We start from the raw sequence: 19,565 nt of genomic DNA, 5'->3' as shown, positions 1-19,565 counted from the left end.
TCATTTATAATTATTTAAAATAAAACATATAAATGTGCAAAAGCCCATAATCAGAAGGGCTTTGTTCAGAACGGGGAAAGGAACTCCACCTATGATTTATATTAAAGATCTGATGTCGGGTGTGAATATTTTCAAGGCGCTCAGTTCGGAAATCCGGATTCAGATCATTGAGCTGCTGGCAAAGAATCAAAGTCTTAATCTCAATGATCTAGCAACCAAGCTCGGACTTAGCAACGGCGCGATCACCATGCATATCAAAAAGTTGGAAGAAAGCGGATTGATCGAGATCAATACTGCAGTTGGCAAACACGGAATTCAGAAGATTTGTTATCTCAATGAGGAAAAACTAATGGTGGACCTGCGTTCACAGGAAATTTATAACCGATACGAGGTTGAAATTCAGGTAGGTCATTACAGTGATTATCAGGCAGCCCCTACATGTGGTCTTGCTACCCGGGACAGCATCGTCGGCGAGTTCGATGATCCTCGCTATTTTGCCGATCCGCTCCGTATTGATGCGGAGATGATTTGGCTGGCTGAAGGTTATCTGGAATATCGCATCCCCAACTACCTCAAGCCTAATCAGACGTTCAGCGAAATCCAGTTGTCCATGGAATTGGGTTCGGAAGCACCTGGTTTCTGCGACAACTACCCTTCGGATATCTATTTCTACGTCAACGGCATTGAGATTGGCTGCTGGACGAGCCCAGGCGATTTTGGCAATACGCGAGGTACGTTCAACCCGGACTGGTGGCCACCCCATCTGAACCAATATGGAATGCTGAAGCTGATCCGCATTACCCAGGAGGGCAGTTATATTGATGGATGCCGTATCTCGGATGTTACCCTGAACGAGATCGGCCTGGATTACAAGAGCGATATCCATTTTCGGATCGCCGTTACCGACGGACCTTTGAATAAACGGGGATTAACGATCTTCGGCAAAAATTTCGGTAATTATGGACAGAATCTGCTTGCCCGTGTACTTTATAATGTGCAAGAAGAATAGTTGCGAATAAAGCGTGTTACACCTCAATAATGAACAAACAGCCGCCCAGTTAAAAACGGACGGCTGTTTTCATTTTCTGTTACTTCACTTCGTTCAGACGTTCCGCCAGACGGTCCCAGGTTTCCGTAATTCCCTGCAACATCCCCATATCCATGACGGTTTGCAATGCCTCTGCGGATACATACTCCGATCGATTAACGATCTTTGTCTTGCCCCCAAGATCAATGAATAGCATGGTTACTTCGGTTGTCGGCAGGTTCTCATCTGTGTTGCCTTCGGCGTCCGAGAAATAATCGGTATAAACAATCCGTTCCGGTTCAACAATTTCCTTATACACACCTTTTCCCCAAGATTCCATACCGTAAAAATCTCCCTGGTTCTTATCCTCACATTTCATGCAGTAATGCCAAACACCACCTGGTCGAAAATCCACATTACAGACGGGAATGGCCCAACCTCTCGGTCCCCACCAGCGCTGAAGATGTTCCGCTTCCTTGAACATGCTGAACACAAGCTCACGAGGTGCGTCAAATACACGCTCAAGTACAAGTACCTTTTCATTTTCCACACTCGACGCCATTCCGTTGTTTAACATTGTCATTCCTCCTTATGAGTTAGCGAATACCTATGGTTTGTCTTTCTTACTTTGCAGTTCACGCAAATAATGATCCAGATTGTCAAAACGTTCTTCCATGATGTTCTGAAACGACTGCACCCACTCATCCAACGTTTGAAAAGGTTCTGGACGGAGCTTGTAAATCCTGCGGTTAGCCTCGGCCCTTACGTCCAAAATGCCATGATCACTAAGCACTTTCAAATGCTTCGAAGCTTGAGGTTGACGTAATCCCAACTGTTCAGCAATTTCCCCCACAGTAAGAGGACCATCACGTAATAATTCGACGATATTCATACGATTCGGTTCAGCCAAAGCGCCCAGCAAGGCCATATCCATACCCGGATTTTGTCCTGACATGCTGTTCACCTCATTCAGTTATAGTGTGTTAGGTAAATCTCATCTCCTTCACCTTAAATGTCTTCTTCCTGATATTTAAAGTATACCCCACAATGAATATTCCTGTAAAGGAATATTATCAAAGGTTTCATACCTTTTATTAAATAATCCCGAATGTTGTATACTATATCCCGATGGAAATACTATTTGAATTTTATTGACAATCTGTAATAATAATCACCAGTGTTACGAATTGGAATAACAGGTGGGGATTATATATGAAGTTGGAGAGATTGATCTCAATCATCTACAAGCTGCTGAATCATGAAGTGTTGTCTGCCTCCAGGCTGGCTGAAGAGTTTCAAGTGTCTCAAAGAACCATCTATCGGGATATCGATGCCATCTGTGCTGCTGGATTCCCGGTCATCTCGTTTCAAGGGCATAAGGGCGGATATGGCATGATGGATGGATACAAGATGGAAAAAAGCTTGCTCGGTTCGTACGATGTCAATTCCCTGATCACCGTGCTTAGCAGTCTCTCCACCGTGTTTGAAGACGCGCGTGCGCAAGGAACGATTGAACGACTGAGAACGGTTGGAACGCAGCAGCAAACGTCAAGTCTGGAAGTGGACCTGGAAACTCATCGAACGACTCCGGATGCACTTCGTGATTTACGCACTGCCATTACCGAATGTAAAGTCATCTCTTTTGATTACATTAATACAAAAAATGAATATACAACCCGTTTTATGGAACCGGTGAGACTTCATTTTAAATATCGAAATTGGTATGTTTATGGATTTTGCCGATCACGACAGGATTATCGGGAGTTTCGTCTATCACGAATGATCCACCTGTCCCTGACAGAGGGCTCCTTCCAGCCGCATCTCGATGTGCCGAAAGAGGCGACTTTGTCTAACAGAGAATGGAAAGGTGAAGTTCGTGATGTAGTATTTCGGGTGAGCACGGATGCATTAGCAGAGGCGTTGGATCATTTTCACCAAGCGGATAAACAATTTCATGACGATGGAAGTATGACGATGCGCATCCCGGTTGATCAACCGCTGGAAGCGAGATGGCTTTGCTCTTTTCTGCTGAGTTTGGGTAGTGGGGTTGAAGTTCTTGAGCCTCTTGAACTGAGAGAAATCATACAAAAACAACTTCGAAATGCACTCCAACTTTATGAGGAAGTATGACAGTCTGTTGTCATACTTCTTTTTTTATAATCATTTTATAAACAGTCCAATCCATAACCAATTCAAAGGAGACGATACAAATGAACCAGCCAGAACAAATGTATAACTACCACACATGGGCCAACCAAACGATCTTGGGAAGAATCAAGGAACTCCCGCCTTCTGTTCTGAATCAGGAAGTAAACAGCTCGTTCCCGACCCTTGCACATGCTCTTAACCATATCTATGTGGTTGATAAGACATGGTATCTGGTTTTGACCGGGGTAGATATGCGAGAAGCCCTGCAAACATGTATGCCGTTAAATGAAAACATCCTGGATTCAGTAGATGAATACATCCATCTGTTTGCCCAGTTATCGGATCAATACAATAAATGGTTCCAAAGCCAAGATGATCTCGGGCAAACGATCCTGCTTGACAATCCATATGCCGGTATCCGGCAAACGCGCCTTTCGGAAATTGTGCTGCAAGTAGTGAATCACGGGACCTATCACAGAGGCAATATATCGACCATGCTGCGTCAATTAGGCCACGCATCCGTCATGAACGACTATGCCCTTTTCTGGTATCAGGAACCCGCTAAAGTATAGCGAAGATGGACGATATTTTAACAATGAAAAACGAACATTTAATTACCGCCAATTCAAGAGAAGATTTGAGAATTTGGTTGCAGGAGCATGGAAAGACTCAGAAGTCCTGCTGGGTAGTTGTCAGCATGAAACCAACCAAAAACACGCTGTTATATTTGGACGCAGTCGAAGAATCACTTTGCTTTGGCTGGATCGATGGGATCAAAAAGAAAATATCCGAAAATCAGCTTGCGCAGAGATTGTCTCCCCGAAGCAAACGAAGTTCATGGACTGAATTGAATAAAGAACGTGTCCGCCGTCTTGAAAAGTTAGGATTAATGAGCGGCGAAGGAAGAAACGTACTTCCTGAGATGGATCACGATGCTTTTAAAATGGATTTTGTTATCGAGAAAAGACTAAAAGAGGAAAAGCAGGTTTATGCGAATTTCTTGGCATTTCCAGCTCTCTATCAAAAAATTCGGATCGACACGATCCAAAGCGTTAGAAATCAGCCTGAACTATTCAAAAGTAGACTGGATAAATTCATAACACACACGAAAGAAAACAAAATGTACGGTCAATGGCATGACTACGGACGTCTTTTGGATTACTGAACGGCATTAAAATCATTGAATTGAATCGAATTACAGGATAAAGTTTGTCATTGCAACGCAGGACAGGACCTCCCAATTAGGAGATCCTGTTTTTTTTGTAATCGGCCTCATTATCGTTATACAGACTCCGTGGCAGATACCCTATCGTACCATAGTGGAATGTTATAGAGTTTGTCTATACATCTTGGGGGACATACAATATACCTTTGTGAACTGGCGGGTAAAATAATTGCTGTCGTTAAACCCGCATTCATAAGAAATTTCCGTAATGGACAGGTTTCCGTGTTTTAACAGATAACATGCCTTTTCCAGACGCAGCTTCTGTAAATAGGAGATCGGAGTCATCTGATAATAGGATCGAAAAATCCGGTTCAGGTGCCTTACCGAAACATTCGACTTCCCTGCAATCTCCTCCAAGGACAGGGGTTCGAGATAATGATCCTCGATATAGGAAATGGCATTGGCCAGATGGAACAGATTAGTACCCTCTACCCCCTTATCCTGTGTATCATAGTGCCTCGACAGATAAACAACCATCTCCGTAAAACGGGAGACCAGCATCGTCTGATATCCTTGCTGCTTGCCTCCGTACTCCCCAATCATGACAGAAATCAGTGATTCCACATACTCCAGATTGGAAATAGGCAAGGACATTTTACTCGGATAGGAGTGAATATTGCGATAAAACGGCTCCAATACAAACAAAGCCTGAAATCCTTTGGATTTCCTCAGATCCGGTCCGGCGGAAGCGAGCATTTCGGGTCTGAACATAATGTTGCATATCTGAAAATCATGAGGGGCCCTGTAGGCATGCGGAGTGTCCCCATTGATCACGAATACATTTCCCTTCTTGATAAATGATTCCTCAGTGTTGACGATATGCGTGGCATTCCCATTCAGTACGATCACGAGTTCAGAAAAATCAACATGCCTATGAAGTTCCATGTCTTCGTCGTGTCCGCCATATTGAATAAAAAATGGAAATTCGTGGTCTGAAGTAAACCACCTCAAATATGCATTACTCAAAAGATCCCCCTCCGCGAACATTGTTGGGCTGAATGTCTATATCATGCTACTCCAGGTCCGAAAAATCAAGGTTTGCCGACGGTTGGATCGATATAATTCCTCGTGTAGTGATTAAAATAAAGCACAGATTAAGGGCAATATTGTAACCGTATTCAAAAAATAATAGAAAACATCAGGGGGTTAATATGGTTCATTCGATGAGAAAGATCGCAAAATGCTCTGTCGCACTTACACTCTCCTTAAGCTTGTTGGCGGGATGCAGTAGTGGTAATGAAGGCGTGGAAGGCAATGAAGGAAATGCCAGTGATACTTCACCGATGACGTTGACTTTCTTCGGAGCAGATTCCAACGCGAACTGGAATAAGATGCAGGATGATGTCGGTAAGGAAATTACCAAAAAGACAGGTATTACGCTTGATGCCGAATTCGCCGTGTCAGACCCCGCGCAGCGACTGGCACTGATCGCTGCAAGCGGCGATTACCCCGATCTGATCAGTCCCAAAGGGGACTTGGACAAATTGGTTGATGCAGGTGCCATGCTGGATCTTACCGATCTAATCGAACAACATGCCCCAAATATCAAGAAACTGTTCGGTGACCAAATCAAGCGTTTGCGCTACAGCAACGATGACCCGTCCATCTATGTCATTCCTACCTACTCAGCTATCGATGGAGTCAACTTCGTGGCAGGCGCAGGTTTCGAACTGCAGCATCGGGCTGTGAAGGAGGCGGGGTACCCTCAGATCAAGACACTGCAAGATTATGAAAATGTCATTCGATCATACCTGGAGAAGCACCCTACCGATGAAAATGGCAACAAAAATATCGGCTTGTCACTGAATGCAGATGATTGGCATATCCAAATTACCGTGACAAACCCTGCTGCCGAGACCACGGGCAAATCAGGCGATGGTGAATACTACATTGATCCGGATACGCATGAAGCTACCTATCATTTCCGCACGGAAGGCGAGAAAGAGTATTTTCAGTGGCTTAACCATATGTATAATACCGGGTTGCTTGATCAGGAATCTTTTGTTCAGAAAAACGACCAATATCTCGCCAAAGTTGCTTCAGGTCGCGTAATTGGTCTGATTGATGCTGACTGGGGTTACTCCGATGGAGAAAAAGCGTTGAAGTCAGCAGGAAAAAATGATCAGACCTATGGTCATTATTCTGTCATGCTGTCTGATCAGTACAAGGATAATCGCTACCAGCCCACAGGTTTCATGGCCGGCTGGGGAGTTGGAATAACTGAAAGCGCTAAGGATCCGGTTCGAGCCATTAAATTTCTGGATTTCCTCGCTTCCGAAGAAGGACAGATTCTCAACTACTGGGGCGTTGAAGGCAAGCAATATACCATGGAGGATGGCAAACGGGTTGTGCCTGCGGATGTGCAGCAGCGTATTATCAATGACAATATCGCTTTTACCAAAGAATCCGGCGTAGGCCTTTACACCAATATCGGTGGTCATTATGGGGATGGCGTCAAAGACTCCACTGGTAATTACTTTACTAAGAACTTCCCGGAGCAGATCATTGAGAATTACACGGATGCAGAGAAAGAAACCCTTAAAGCTTATGATGCAACGACCTGGATGGATCTGTTTCCGAATGAGAAGGACTTCCCGGTAAAACCATGGGGAGCGGTATGGAACATCTCCGTGCCAAGTGATGATGAGATCAACATCATAGCCAACAAGGTGAAGGACATTACATGGAAGCAGATTCCACTGGCTGTCATGTCCAAACCGGAAGAATTCGATGCCATCTGTTATGACTATCAGCAGAAGCTCATTGATGCAGGTGTCGAAAAAATGGAACAGGGATTCACCAAATACGTCCAGGATCGCATCAAACTCTGGAATGAATAGGAGCACAACATGAAGAACATGAAGAACTATACTAATCCGGTAATTCCAGGCTTCTATCCTGATCCCAGCATCTGTCGGGTTGACGAGGACTATTATCTGGTAACCAGCACGTTTGAATATTTCCCGGGTGTACCCCTTTTTCACAGCAAAGATCTTGTGAATTGGCGCCAGATCGGCCATGTTCTCACTTCTGTCGAACAGCTTCCACTCGCCAAAGCGGGCAGCTCCGGTGGCATTTATGCACCGACCATACGGCACCATGATGGCTGGTTCTACATGACGACCACCAATGTAAGTGCAGGCGGCAATTTCTATGTACGGAGCAGGCAACCTGAAGGACCATGGTCTGAGCCCATTTTTGTTGCCCAGGATGGTATAGACCCCTCCCTATTCTTCGATGATGATGGTCGCACATACTTTCAATCGGCCTGTAATGGCGCTGAGGGTGAAGGAATCTACCAGTGTGAAATTGACATCTTGACGGGGCATAGACTGACGGAGAGCCAATTCATCTGGAAAGGCACCGGTGGTGCTGCACCCGAGGCCCCACATCTCTACAAAATAAAAAGTTTCTATTATCTAATGATTGCCGAGGGGGGGACCGAATACGGGCATATGGAAACCATTGCGCGAAGCACCGATCCCTACGGGCCTTTCGTTCCCTGCCCACATAATCCGATCCTGTCAAACCGAAGCATGAAAAGCAGTATTCATGCCACTGGCCATGCGGATCTGGTTCAAGCACATGACGGGAGCTGGTGGGCGGTATGCCTTGGAATTCGTCCTGCATCCTATCCCATGCGGCATCATTTGGGGCGTGAGACGTTCCTCGCACCTGTGAACTGGACAAGTGACGGATGGCCTGTAATCGGTCATGACGGACATATCGAGCCTGTCATGACCGGGCCGAAGCTGCCTGAAGTCCAGTGGCCCCGCAAAGCAATTCGGGATGATTTCAAAGGGTCCACACTTGGTCTGGACTGGCTCTTCCTGCGAAATCCGGCCCCTGGCAGCTGGTCCCTCACAGAACACCCGGGCCACCTTGTCCTGCGAGGGAACTCTACGTCTCTCAATGATGGTGGAAATCCCGCCTTTGTCGGTCGTCGCTTAAGCCATTTTTTATGCAACATCGCTGCCAAACTGAACTTTGAGCCAACCCACAATGGCGACGAAGCGGGATTGACAGTCCACATGAATGAGAAATATCATTATGATTTGGCTATTACGCGGGTAGAAGGTCACAAAAAAATGATATTCCGGCGAACGGTCGGTTCATTAAGAGCCGAGGAAATTCAAGATTGCGAAGCAGGACCTGTAATATTACAGATCCAGGCCCAGCGTGATACTTTCACTTTCTCCGTACAGCAAAGCTCAACAACTGGCACTGTACTCGGCTCTGGCGAAACACATCTGCTCTCTACTGAAGTGGCGGGTGGCTTCACAGGAATCATCATCGCCATGTATGCTCACAATCCATCAGGAGAAGGTGCACCCAGTCTGTTCGATTGGTTTGATTATGAACCACTGGATTAAAAAATGGTGTGACCTTCGAATATAAATGTACAAACTACAATATAACCTCTATTAAAATCATCCCCTTCAAGTTGATACTCTTTAAAAAGCCTTGTGTGGTAACATAAGGAAAGGAGTGAACTCGAAGGGGATTTTGCTATGGTTATATACATCGATTCTCTCAAGAAACGTTCCGCATGACTCCCCTTAAATCTCAGAAAAGATTCATTGATTTATTAGAGAAGTTCTCCTAATATTTTTAGTAGGAACACCTAGCAGCTCGGCATCATGGTAATACTTCACTGTCTTTATGAGAGCGCTATCGCTGCAGCTCTAAAGAAAAACGGGAGGTTGCAGATATGAAATGGAATCACTTCAAGTCCAAGCTTCTGCTTAAGTACACACTATCCTATATCTCCATTTTCCTTATCCCTCTTGTTATATTAACTATTATTATTTATCACAATGCTGTGGACACGCTCCGTTCAGAGATCGAACAGACCAATGTCAATCAGTTGACCCAAGCAAAAACGGTCATTGATGACCGCATGAAAGAATTGCAGGACATTGCATTTCGTATCGCCTACGATGAGCAGCTAACCCGTTATTGGACCCACCATCCCTACTATAGCAGGGAATCGATTAGTGCCTTGGTCAAATACAAGGCGACCAGTTCCATTATCGATGAACTATTTCTGTTCTTCCGCGGAGATGATAGCATCTACTCGTCTCAGGGCTCTGAAAACCTGGATGTATTCACGGGCCGCTACAAATTTAATACATGGAACAAAACGGACATGATCCGGGATTTGAATAACGTTCAGTTCCCCACGATACGACCAGCCGAGCAAGTCGTTCAAGGAACCAAAGTACCCAATTCCATGCTGGCCTACCTTGTACCGATTGCACCTAATAATACGCCCGCCCACGGCACTGTCATGTACTTGATTCACGAGTCCAATCTGACCGGATTGATTGATTCCATTCTCAGCGACTACCATGGGATGACTTATATTTTCGATAATTATGGGCAGGTGCTGGCCGCCAATTATAAAGGGGAAACCATTACCGAACAGGAAGTCAAATCTCTGTTTGAACTTGAGCCGGGAACCCACAGTCTCTCTTTAAATCAAGAACCGCATTCGGTTGTATCCGTCAAATCCGACGCTGGCTGGACCTATGTTACTGCTATGCCAAGCAACCAATTTTTTAGCCGAATTGTTCATATTCGCACCTTTATTATCCTTGTTTTCTCCTTCGTGGTAACGATGGGTACCATCCTTGCGATTATGTTGGCCCGTCGACAATATCATCCGATTTCAGACTTAATGGAGTTCATACGGTTGAAGAACGATCCTGATACGTCCACAACCACCAACGAGCTGGAATGGATCAAGAAGACATTGCACGATTACAGTCAACGCGTGGACCTTCAGGAACCCTATGCTCGCAATCATATTCTGCTCATGCTGCTGAAACATGGTCATACTGGAGAATTTCCCTCCGAGTTTACGGACAAGCTCGGCATACACTTCAACCGATCCCATTATTTTGTCATGACTATGGGCTGGGAAATGCATGCTTTTCCCATCGGGGATAACCCTGAACAGCGTACGGTTATGCAGCTGATGAATGATGTGGAACTGCCGGAGTTGTCCGCCTATGCATACGGCGTCGAGCTTCCACAGGCTGACCAATTGGCCCTCATTGTCGGATTTGATGCCGAAATCGGGCATGAAGCCAGCTTGAATGCCCGTATGGAGCCTATCGCTGCACAACTGCAATGGATGGTGACAGAACACACCGGCGTTGCGCCTGCAATCGGAATAGGCAATCGGTATAGTTATCCAGAGCAGTTGAATCAATCCTACATCGAGGCATCAACCGCTCTGGAAGCATCCATGCTGCATGGACAGGGCAGCAGCACCTTCTTCAACGCCCTTTCCGGCTCTAGTGAACAGGATTCTTCCTTCTGGGTACCTAAGGATGTGCTGCTTAAGCTGGATCAGAGCTTGAAACAGGGCAGTTACGATGTGGCGGTTCAGATGGTATCAACTGCGTTGAATACCTTGAAATCCGAAATGCCGTCTGTACCGCTGCTGCGCTGCATCTGCTTTGATATTCTGAATACGATGCTCAAAACGGCTTCGGAACTTGGCATTCATCACGTCGTTAATCAACTTCCAAGGATCACCTCCTACGATTCGTTGGAGGATTTGGAGAAAAAACTGGCAGGACTTGCCGCCGAAATCTGTGCTCATGTCGAGGCGAAGAGCGAGACGGAAGAAAGTTCCCTGATGGATGAAATCGTTGCTTATATTGATGCCAATTTCTCGGATTATGATCTCAGTCTGGGTACGATCTCATCCAAATTCACGATCTCTTCCTCGTATTTCAGTCGTTCCTTCAAAGAAAAGATCGGCATGAATTTCACCCAATATATTTGGCAGAAACGGATGGATGAGGTCATTCGGCTACTGTTGCATACAACCGACCCATTAAAAGATATCATCACGCGCGTCGGTTATCTGGACACACCGAACTTCATTCGTAAATTCAAGAAAGAGACAGGCTACACACCTGGACAGTACCGCAAAATGCACCGTCCCAACGACTCTGCTGACTCACCGGATGATGACGACGAGGAATGTCTTGGATAAAGGATTCACTGAATAAATAGAAGGGACTGTCTCAAAAGGAATTCCGCCTCGCTCCAAGCGCTAACGAACCTACCGTACCTTAAAAGGCGGATCATCAACGGTTGCAAGATTTAACGAACCTCAGTAACGCTATTTCGTCATAAAAGGGCTTCAAAACCTAAACGATCAAGTGAATCGACGAAATAACGTCTTTGTGATTCGTTAGATCTCAGATCTGGGCAAATGGGAGCGAATAGCGTGTGTCAGGTTCATTAAAACAAAATAACGCTAAAAGAGGATGCCCTCGTCATATTCATGACTTATGGGACATCCTCTTTCGTATTTTCAAGTTCACTTTTTGAGCGATCCAAACGACTTCGTACGCCGAGTTTCTTCTATTTTGCAGCCGAAATACCTTGGAGCCCTTGATGCATTGCACCCAGCAAACGGTGGGTAGGATCACAGCCGTATTCCCAGAACATGATCCCGGCCAGGCCTTGATCCTTCACGTAATCGCATTTGCACTGGATTGATTCTTCATCATCATAAGAAATTAGGCTGGTCCCATTGAATAGAAACGGTGCGCACGCTTCATCATCCCAATAACGAACGTAACCATTCTTGTTGATGTACTTTGCTTCCAGCTCGGCAAATGCCGGACCGTAGCCGCCTGTGCTGCCGGCCATTTGGTGGAGACCGTGGTTTCGGTCCGGAACCTCAGTCCATACACGTGAGTAAAACGCGGCACCGATAACGATCTTCTCCTTCGGGACGCCAGCACGGATGAACAGGTTCACGGAAGCATCCGTACTGATTCGGAACAGATCTCCGGTTGGCGTATACAGATTCGTATGATGTCCGGTCAGAACCTGAAAGCCGCCGCGCATATCATAGGTCATCAACTGCACAAAGTCCAGGTACTGCTGTACCTCAGCCATCTCTGTACCATCTACGTAGTATTGGTCAGCCCCTGCCGCAATCGTGAGCAGATAATGGCGGCCATCCTCAATGCCCTTCGCATCCAGAGTCTCCCGGATCGTCTTGAGAAGCAAGGTGAAATTCCGTTTATCATCAGGACTGGATGCGATGCCAGCTTCACCGTAACATGGATACTCCCAGTCCAGATCAATTCCGTCAAAAGGGTATTTCTCCAGCACCCGGACCGTCGATGCGGCCATGCTGTCCCGCCCCGCTTGCGTTGAGGCGGCTTCGGAGAAACCGCCAGCACTCCATCCACCAACAGACAGCAGCACCTTAAGATTCGGATGCTCCCGCTTGATTTTCCTAACCACCTCGCCGTTCTGTAGGTGCTCGGTGGTGATTTCATCATTCTTGACATGACCAAAGGCTACGTTCAGATGTGTTAATTTCAACAGATCCTCATCCGTCATGTCGGGAAGAACAGAATCGACGACATAACCAGCAGCAATGTATTTCGTCATCCTCTTCACTCCGATCCATTCAATGATTGAGATATTGCAGCAGCAATCTGCAGAGCTTCCTTGCCTGTACCAATCTTGTACCCGGACGCCGAATAACGGATTTGATCCTGATTATCCAGCACGAACAGATGCGGATAGCCCGCTTCGTGAGCTGCAGGCTTCGAAATGAAACCGGACAAGGATGCATAGCTGGAATCCCGTACAAAAACCGTACGTACCGGCAGCTTCGGATAAGCCCCAGAGTCAAAGGAGGCGTTCCATTCTGTATCTCCGATCACAAGTACGATTGGCACGCCCAGCTTATCCAGCGGCTCAGCCAGCTCACACAGCTCACGAATCAGATGCTTGGTCGGCTCCCGTTCTGGTTCAATCCACGCAGCAACGGCCCCCTCTGATCCCAGAAGATCATGAAGTACCACCTCTGAACCATCCAGACGGGTCAATACACTGCCTGGTGCGAGTTTGCCCAGTACAGGAATATTCACCTCGGTCTCTCGATAAGTTAATACAACCTCCGTAGTGTCTCCAGCACGCACGGTAAAGTAAATGAAGCGTACTCTTACCGCTCCATCTTTCAAACGGATGCCAGTCGTTAAGCGATAAGCTCCTGGTTCAATCTCATATGGCTCGCCATAGACATCTGTGCTGCCATAAGGATATATCAACGTCTTGTAGACACCATCTTCCAGACGGGCAAACGAGAAGTTCTCGCCATAAGATGCTGCCGGGGTATCCTGCGGAGCCCCTGAATCCCGGAGGAGTTGAAGCATTCCCCAGTTTGCACTCTCCTGATTGGGAGGTGAGCTGAGACTGAATACCGCATCCTCCCACCCTCTGTCACTTAGGTACTGTGGTTTCTGCTCGCTTGGATGCAATCGGGAGGGAATCCCCAAACTGCGGCATACAGCCACAAACAGAATATCCAGCGACTGCGGATCTCCCTTCATCAGGCTGTAAGTGCCTGCCGGGTTTCCCTTGCCTTTCAGGTTAGGGAGATCCTCATGGTATTCATACTCCTGTGCAAGAATTCGGGCAAGCGTCGAAGGATTCTCCCTGAACGCTGCTGCCTCGTCCGCCGAAAAGGCATTCTGGAATATACCTCGATAAGGGACCAGCATTTCATAGGAAACCCGCGGACACAGAATGTATCTCACGAACGTATCTTCCGCCCATGATCCTTGCTGCGAGAGCGCACCGATCAGATGATCGTCCAGCGTCTGGCGAAAGGTATCAATTAAATCTTTTTCATTCATCGACTCCAACAGCCGGAGCGGCCACTCACCGTATGAACCGGAACGCTCCTTCAGGAAAGCTGCAATTTCACGGCTGTTCCCCCGTGCCTTCTGAAGAATATCCCATACACGTTCTTGGGGTAGTCCAACCCCTTGAGCCAGTGAGAAAGCCTCCTCCTCATTCAGGAAGGTTCCCTCATACCCGCTCCGGGTCTTCGCCCCTTCCTCCAGACGACGGTTGTGTTCCTGAATCTTCTCTTCGGGTAACACAGTGGCGACCTCTCCTTCCCCTTCAGGCGGAGGGACCATATCAAAATCCACGCTCCCTGTTGGTTGCTCTGATGAATCCAACACGATCTCAACATGATCGCTATCCTGAGCTTTGAATAGAATTTCACCCCACTTGCCACCACTAACCGCACGAATTAATAGGTCGCCATGACCCGTCTTAAAGGAAGCATCTCCCTGTGCATCAGTCTTGATTTCGGCGATCGGGTAAAATTCCGCTGTGTTGTACAGCTCGAAGCGAACGCTCGCATCAGGCACGGGTTCTCCCTGCTCATTTTTCACCTTTACACAGATCGTACGAGCAGGCGCATAGTTCTCCAGCAAATTAATCTCCGTAAATCCCTTCTCATTAAGGGTAATGTCCTCTGGTCCCGGATAGTCGGCAAAAATCCTCGTATTGATCAGCATGGCCCTGCGGGCTGGCGGACTGAACCATCCTTGATTCAATCCAGCTTCCGGCTCGCATGCCCCGATGTAGTACCATTGACCGTCTGCCCAAGCTTCTACCCAGGCATGGTTGCTGTCACAGTGAGCCCAGCGCGGTGTGTAGACCTGACGTGCCGGTATGCCGATGCTACGGAGAGCGGCTACTGCCAGCGTGGACTCCTCCCCGCATCGACCGCGGGCATTCCGGATCATCGTCAGCGGCGATATCGTGCGCAGATCGCTGCCAATATAAGTCGCTTTCTCATGACACCAGTAATTGGTCTCCAGAATGGCATCCGCCATGGATAACTTCGCCGTCCGGTCAGCCAACTCGTCAAAGATAATGCCACGGAAATCTTCAATATTCTCTGTATTGATTCGATAGGGGAGTACAAAATGCAGAAACAGATGATCTGGTACACGCTCCCCCCAAGGCAAACGCTTGCGAATGTCCAGTGCCCGGCGCACATGACTGAGGAACAATTCCCCATCATAATCAGCCAAGTCGTTTACCGGCATGTAGGCATACACATATTTCAAGGCCCATACCTCTTCTTCAGTTAAAGGCTGCTGAAACACATGAAACAGTTCATCTTTACGGGCATCCGCAAAGTTTAGCTTCTCCTGGAACTTCTGCTCGATCCGCTCCAAGGACTGTGCATCCATCGAAAACACCAAGGTTTGGCTAGTCATAGGTGGCTCACTCCTTCCATAGCTTTCCGTCTTCCCGAATGCAGATTAAGGTGGTGCCGTCCGAGGAAGGCGTACTAATCTGGAATAGGCTACGGGTCGTTTCAATTACAGGCTGACAAATGAATGTTTCTTCACCCATGAGTAACTTCACATCCTGTGTAAATTCACCATGGGCTTCAAAATAATTGCGTTCACGGTAATAGAGTCTGCGAAGCTCCCATTTGATTCGTTCGTCTTCCGGCAGCTCAAAGGACTGATCCGTTCCGTCATCCGAAAATACGACATATCCCCATAGCTCCGGATAATGCATGTTAATAATACCCATGGGCGACCAGACCCAGTTGTCCTCCGGATAAGGTTTGCCTGTATCCGGATTCAGCACCTTGCGGTACTCCCCATCCTGCACTTCAGTCTGCCATTCCACCCGCGAGAAGTTGACACGCCAGAACTCGCCCGGTACAGGCGGACGATTGCCTTCGGCACATTCCTTCAGGCTGGTCCAGGGAATTGCCACCTCAACGCTCCATTTTCGGTTATCGGCGCCAGGTGTGTTCAGCTCCCCATCAATATGTACAGCTGTCTTAAGACCGCTGATATCCCAACCGTTGACCGGAGGTCCACCATCCCGATATGGCTTCACCAATAACAGGTCCCATACCGTATTGAGCGCATTTATCTCGAACTCATAATATTGGTGGGTATCCCCGTCGGGGTCGATAAAAATCTCAAAATCATTGTCATAGAAAATAACAGAATCCCGCTCGGTCAACGTAGCCCATATCTGATCTTCAATCAGTTCGGCAGCAAAGTAGAAATAGTCGTCGTCCCACAGCATTTTTACCCGAGTCTGTTTTCCGGGTTTCGGACGAAGATCGCCTTCGATATCAACGAAATCATCCGTCCAATCGGCTGCATCCCAGAATGCCTTATCTACGCGGCCGTCCAGCATCAGCGGTTCCTGCGCACGCTTGCATATATAATGTTTGGGAGCATACTCAATCTTCGGCTCAGGTACTCCACTTTGGTTCATATCGCTCTCTCTCCGCTTCATGAGGGAGGGCATGCATCTATAGGTGCATACCCTCCCGTAATGTTAGTTATGAGTAACAACGGCTCCTGAACCGCCGTACATTTCCAGTTCCTCGTCGAATTCGAGCTTAAGAACCGTCACCTGCTCATGTGTGTCCTCAGGGGTCATTTGGATCCACGTTGTCCCCGGGATATTGAACCAAGGCACGCCCCCATGAATCTCATGGTTAAGTTCTTTGCCCGAATGCAGCACAGTAATCTTCTTGATCTTATTGCATAGTCCCTTGATGCATACATTCTCTTTTGGCTCGTCATAAACAAACAGATACAACGTCTTTCTGTCCTCGGATACGGTGCTCCCACCCAGATAATAGCGAGACATAATGCCTTCACCCGTTCCGAATACAGCTTCTTCATGGGTACGAATCCATGCTCCGAGACCAAGCAGGATATCCTCCTGCCTCTTATCGATGGTGCCATCCTCGCGTGGACCGATATCCAGCAGCATATTGCCACCCATCGAAATACAGTCACAGAACATTCGAATGATTTGATTTAGGGATTTATATTTATCGTCTGTTGGTACATAACCCCATGAGGTGTTGATCGTGGTACAGAATTCCCATGGTCCCTCCGGTCTTGTGATCGGAATACCTTGCTCCGGCGTCTTATAGTCCCCATAACCTTGAAGGCGGGAGTTGATGATGACATCCGGGTTAAAAGATTGCAGGTAATGCTTGAACTCTGGCAGATTCCACTGCTCGGCACTCCGTTCCCAGTCCCCATCGAACCACAGCAGGTCCACCTTACCGTAATTCGTCATGATCTCCCGCAGCTGGTGGTTATTGAACTCAAGGAATTTTTTCCATTTCTGCTGATCCTCAACACCATCCACAGGGCTTGAATGCCGATTGACACTGCTGAGATCCTCCGGTACCTTTCCACCTTCATACACGCTAGGATAATCCGGGTGCGACCAATCAATTAGCGAGAAATACATTCCCAAATGGATGCCCTTCTCCCGAATCGCTTCCGCATATTCCCTCACGATGTCCCGATTCGCTGGTGTCTGTTTGACGACATTGAGGTCACTATATTGCGTATCCCACAGAGCAACACCATCATGATGCTTCGTTGTCAGCACGGCATACCGGGCTCCTGATTTCTCAATCAAGTCCGCCCATTTCTCCGCGTTAAATTCCGATGCCGTAAAACCGTCCAGTTGCTTCATGTATTCTTCGTACGAGATCCTTCCATTATAGAAGGACCACGATTCCGCAACGCCGTCCACAGCATAGATGCCATAGTGGATGAATATTCCCAGCTTGGCCTCTTCGAACCATTTCTGCATCCTTGTTCACACCTCTTTCCGAAGTCTTTCTATGTGAGTGTAAAATCCGTAAACCCGATCTGTCTCCATGGATGTGTTTCGATAGGACTTTTTTTATTTACCGGAATTCCAGCGGTCGTATGCCCCTTGATACAGTTCGACGATACGGTCGCTACCCATTTTTTTGATCTGCGCAATATACTTATCCCAGTTCTCAAGCGGCTCTTGGCCTGTTACGAACTTCGCTTCCATCTGCTTGACGTACGTATCCAGATCAGATAATAAAGCGGTCGCTTCGCTTTGCTCTTCATTAGTCAAATAAACGTTAGGGAATGGTGATTTTCCGATAGGCACCAACTTCTCTTGATTTTGCTGGTCAAGCCATTCGTCAAATTCAGTGCGAAGACCTTTCGCTATATCCGGATCATTAATGCCCGGTGTCAAAATGCCATAGTTCGGTGTGATTTTACCGCGATATTCCTCACGATCCCCACCGCCAGGAACTGGCAGCCATTCTTTTACGAGATTTTCCTTATCTTTGAATTTCCACAGCACACCTTCAGGTCCTTGATTGAACAGGGTCGCCCCATCATAGCTGTACAAATAATCGATCCAACGCATGGTTGCCTCAGGAGACGGGTTGCTGCTAGTAATCGCAAAGGTACCACGTGCCGATATGCCCGGGTGTTTACCGTATACAGGTGAGTCTGCGATCTCACTCTTTACTGGTGTCATCAGCGGATGTTTCGTGCTAGGCTCGCCACCGAGTGTGAAGTATGGATGGTAATCATTGAACAGCGCAAGCTTGTTGCTTTCGCCTTTTGCCTTTTTCTGATCGCCTGTTTGGGAGAAGGTCTCATGATCCAGCAAATCTTCTTTCCACAAGCGGTTCATAAACGTCAGATAACCTTTATAACCTTCTTCTTGATAGGGATAGTGAACTTTTCCGTCCTTATCCGCGTAGATTCCTTCGTTGTACATGCCCCAGAAGCCGAAGAAGTACATACGAAGATCATCCAGTTTTACAGAAGTAAGCGGAATTTCATCTTGTTGTCCGTTGCCGTTAGGGTCTTCTTCCTTAACACGCTTCAGGTACGTATATAATTCTTCCGTAGTCTTAGGTTCCTCTACCTTAAGTGCTTTTAGGAATTCCCCGTTATACCACATCGGGCCTCTGTACCACACGGCAGCCGTATCGATAAATGGCAGTGCATACATATGTCCGTCAGGCGTTGTAAATGATTTGCGAACATCCGGGTTTTCGTCGAGAATCTTTTTAATGTTAGGGGCGTAGCCCTCATCAATGTATTTTTCCAGCGGGATCAGAATGCCTTGAGTCCCATAAGTAACCTGCTCAGCTGGCTTGAGATCCGCAGCATAGAACATATCCGGTAAATCGCCGCTCGCGAATACCAGGTTCTTCTTTGTTTCAAAGCTGTCGATCGGCGAAAGCTGGTATTCCAGCTTGATGCCTGACAATTTCTCCATCTCTTGCAGGACTGGCATCGTGTTCCAGTCGGCTACGCCCGCATCCTGGGACATGACCTTTAACGTAAGTGGTTTGTCCACAATCGGGAATCCTTCTTTCTTGACCCCTTCGACATTTGAAGTCGCAGAACCTCCATCTTCCTTGGAACCACAAGCTGCAAGCAATGCTGCGGATAGGGTGAGGCAGAGTACAATGGATGAAGCCTTGCGAAGCTTTTTCATGACGACAACTCCCCTTTTTTAGTG

The 19,565-nt window shown here is 47.2% G+C and carries 15 protein-coding genes; 7 read left to right on the top strand and 8 right to left on the bottom strand.

The genetic code is table 11. The features are described 5' to 3' along the window. The first annotated feature begins 91 nt into the window (after positions 1-91). Positions 92-1,009, top strand: a complete 918-nt coding sequence (locus JNUCC31_RS21355; RefSeq protein WP_062323924.1) for an ArsR/SmtB family transcription factor — start codon at positions 92-94, stop codon at positions 1,007-1,009. A gap of 79 nt (positions 1,010-1,088) precedes the next feature. On the opposite strand, the gene JNUCC31_RS21350 is transcribed toward JNUCC31_RS21355, so the two are convergent. Both JNUCC31_RS21350 and JNUCC31_RS21345 read right to left on the bottom strand, forming a co-directional pair. Beyond that, positions 1,089-1,604 (bottom strand): SRPBCC domain-containing protein, encoded by a 516-nt coding sequence (locus tag JNUCC31_RS21350; protein ID WP_192264539.1) that lies wholly within the window; start codon positions 1,602-1,604, stop codon positions 1,089-1,091. Positions 1,605-1,634: 30 nt separating this feature from the next. After that, complete coding sequence (locus tag JNUCC31_RS21345) at positions 1,635-1,982, bottom strand: ArsR/SmtB family transcription factor (RefSeq protein ID WP_192264537.1); 348 nt, start codon at positions 1,980-1,982, stop codon at positions 1,635-1,637. Between the two features lie 257 nt (positions 1,983-2,239). Here JNUCC31_RS21345 and JNUCC31_RS21340 point away from each other — a divergent pair, with 257 nt between their 5' ends. The 3 genes from JNUCC31_RS21340 to JNUCC31_RS21330 all read left to right on the top strand — a co-directional run bounded on the left by JNUCC31_RS21340 (position 2,240) and on the right by JNUCC31_RS21330 (position 4,340). Next, entirely contained in the window at positions 2,240-3,157 is a 918-nt protein-coding gene (locus JNUCC31_RS21340; protein WP_192264535.1) for a helix-turn-helix transcriptional regulator, read from the top strand. An 80-nt stretch (positions 3,158-3,237) separates the two neighbouring features. After that, positions 3,238-3,747 (top strand): DinB family protein, encoded by a 510-nt coding sequence (locus tag JNUCC31_RS21335; protein WP_192264533.1) that lies wholly within the window; start codon positions 3,238-3,240, stop codon positions 3,745-3,747. 23 nt (positions 3,748-3,770) lie between these two features. Next, on the top strand, positions 3,771-4,340 hold the full coding sequence (locus tag JNUCC31_RS21330) for a YdeI/OmpD-associated family protein (protein WP_192264531.1): 570 nt from the start codon (positions 3,771-3,773) through the stop codon (positions 4,338-4,340). Between the two features lie 162 nt (positions 4,341-4,502). On the opposite strand, the gene JNUCC31_RS21325 is transcribed toward JNUCC31_RS21330, so the two are convergent. Then, a complete protein-coding gene (locus JNUCC31_RS21325; RefSeq protein WP_192264528.1) occupies positions 4,503-5,366 on the bottom strand; it encodes a helix-turn-helix domain-containing protein in 864 nt (287 codons plus the stop codon). 197 nt (positions 5,367-5,563) lie between these two features. Here JNUCC31_RS21325 and JNUCC31_RS21320 point away from each other — a divergent pair, with 197 nt between their 5' ends. The 3 genes from JNUCC31_RS21320 to JNUCC31_RS21310 all read left to right on the top strand — a co-directional run bounded on the left by JNUCC31_RS21320 (position 5,564) and on the right by JNUCC31_RS21310 (position 11,412). After that, complete coding sequence (locus JNUCC31_RS21320) at positions 5,564-7,240, top strand: ABC transporter substrate-binding protein (RefSeq protein WP_228469161.1); 1,677 nt, start codon at positions 5,564-5,566, stop codon at positions 7,238-7,240. Positions 7,241-7,249: 9 nt separating this feature from the next. After that, entirely contained in the window at positions 7,250-8,773 is a 1,524-nt protein-coding gene (locus JNUCC31_RS21315; RefSeq protein WP_228469159.1) for a glycoside hydrolase family 43 protein, read from the top strand. A gap of 338 nt (positions 8,774-9,111) precedes the next feature. Beyond that, a complete protein-coding gene (locus JNUCC31_RS21310) occupies positions 9,112-11,412 on the top strand; it encodes a helix-turn-helix domain-containing protein (RefSeq protein WP_192264524.1) in 2,301 nt (766 codons plus the stop codon). Between the two features lie 374 nt (positions 11,413-11,786). Here the strand turns inward: JNUCC31_RS21310 and JNUCC31_RS21305 are convergent, their stop codons facing one another. From JNUCC31_RS21305 to JNUCC31_RS21285, 5 genes are all read right to left on the bottom strand, one after another. Beyond that, positions 11,787-12,833 carry a glycoside hydrolase family 18 protein gene (locus JNUCC31_RS21305; RefSeq protein WP_192264522.1) on the bottom strand — a complete coding sequence of 349 codons (1,047 nt, stop codon included), beginning with the start codon at positions 12,831-12,833 and terminating at the stop codon, positions 11,787-11,789. Between the two features lie 5 nt (positions 12,834-12,838). Then, positions 12,839-15,472 (bottom strand): transglutaminase domain-containing protein, encoded by a 2,634-nt coding sequence (locus tag JNUCC31_RS21300; RefSeq protein WP_192264520.1) that lies wholly within the window; start codon positions 15,470-15,472, stop codon positions 12,839-12,841. A gap of 7 nt (positions 15,473-15,479) precedes the next feature. Further along, positions 15,480-16,502 (bottom strand): carbohydrate-binding family 9-like protein, encoded by a 1,023-nt coding sequence (locus JNUCC31_RS21295; protein ID WP_192264518.1) that lies wholly within the window; start codon positions 16,500-16,502, stop codon positions 15,480-15,482. Positions 16,503-16,565: 63 nt separating this feature from the next. Beyond that, on the bottom strand, positions 16,566-17,852 hold the full coding sequence (locus JNUCC31_RS21290; protein ID WP_192264516.1) for an alpha-L-fucosidase: 1,287 nt from the start codon (positions 17,850-17,852) through the stop codon (positions 16,566-16,568). 93 nt (positions 17,853-17,945) lie between these two features. Further along, positions 17,946-19,541 (bottom strand): extracellular solute-binding protein, encoded by a 1,596-nt coding sequence (locus JNUCC31_RS21285; RefSeq protein WP_192264514.1) that lies wholly within the window; start codon positions 19,539-19,541, stop codon positions 17,946-17,948. Between the last annotated feature and the right edge of the window lie 24 nt (positions 19,542-19,565).

The sequence above is a fragment of the Paenibacillus sp. JNUCC-31 genome (genome assembly GCF_014844075.1).
In the GTDB taxonomy this organism is placed as follows: Bacteria; Bacillota; Bacilli; order Paenibacillales; family Paenibacillaceae; genus Paenibacillus.
Note: the sequence above shows the minus strand (reverse complement) of the source record. Positions and strands in the feature narration are given on the sequence as shown.

Excerpts from the sequence above, each read along its gene's own strand:
- JNUCC31_RS21330 (WP_192264531.1), top strand. The coding sequence starts at position 3,771 with ATGAAAAACGAACATTTAATTACCGCCAATTCAAGAGAAGATTTGAGA.
- JNUCC31_RS21320 (WP_228469161.1), top strand. The coding sequence starts at position 5,564 with ATGAGAAAGATCGCAAAATGCTCTGTCGCACTTACACTCTCCTTAAGC.
- JNUCC31_RS21290 (WP_192264516.1), bottom strand. The coding sequence starts at position 17,852 with ATGCAGAAATGGTTCGAAGAGGCCAAGCTGGGAATATTCATCCACTAT.
- JNUCC31_RS21305 (WP_192264522.1), bottom strand. The coding sequence starts at position 12,833 with ATGACGAAATACATTGCTGCTGGTTATGTCGTCGATTCTGTTCTTCCC.
- JNUCC31_RS21310 (WP_192264524.1), top strand. The coding sequence starts at position 9,112 with ATGAAATGGAATCACTTCAAGTCCAAGCTTCTGCTTAAGTACACACTA.
- JNUCC31_RS21295 (WP_192264518.1), bottom strand. The coding sequence starts at position 16,502 with ATGAACCAAAGTGGAGTACCTGAGCCGAAGATTGAGTATGCTCCCAAA.
- JNUCC31_RS21335 (WP_192264533.1), top strand. The coding sequence starts at position 3,238 with ATGAACCAGCCAGAACAAATGTATAACTACCACACATGGGCCAACCAA.
- JNUCC31_RS21345 (WP_192264537.1), bottom strand. The coding sequence starts at position 1,982 with ATGTCAGGACAAAATCCGGGTATGGATATGGCCTTGCTGGGCGCTTTG.
- JNUCC31_RS21350 (WP_192264539.1), bottom strand. The coding sequence starts at position 1,604 with ATGTTAAACAACGGAATGGCGTCGAGTGTGGAAAATGAAAAGGTACTT.
- JNUCC31_RS21285 (WP_192264514.1), bottom strand. The coding sequence starts at position 19,541 with ATGAAAAAGCTTCGCAAGGCTTCATCCATTGTACTCTGCCTCACCCTA.
- JNUCC31_RS21355 (WP_062323924.1), top strand. The coding sequence starts at position 92 with ATGATTTATATTAAAGATCTGATGTCGGGTGTGAATATTTTCAAGGCG.
- JNUCC31_RS21300 (WP_192264520.1), bottom strand. The coding sequence starts at position 15,472 with ATGACTAGCCAAACCTTGGTGTTTTCGATGGATGCACAGTCCTTGGAG.
- JNUCC31_RS21340 (WP_192264535.1), top strand. The coding sequence starts at position 2,240 with ATGAAGTTGGAGAGATTGATCTCAATCATCTACAAGCTGCTGAATCAT.
- JNUCC31_RS21315 (WP_228469159.1), top strand. The coding sequence starts at position 7,250 with ATGAAGAACATGAAGAACTATACTAATCCGGTAATTCCAGGCTTCTAT.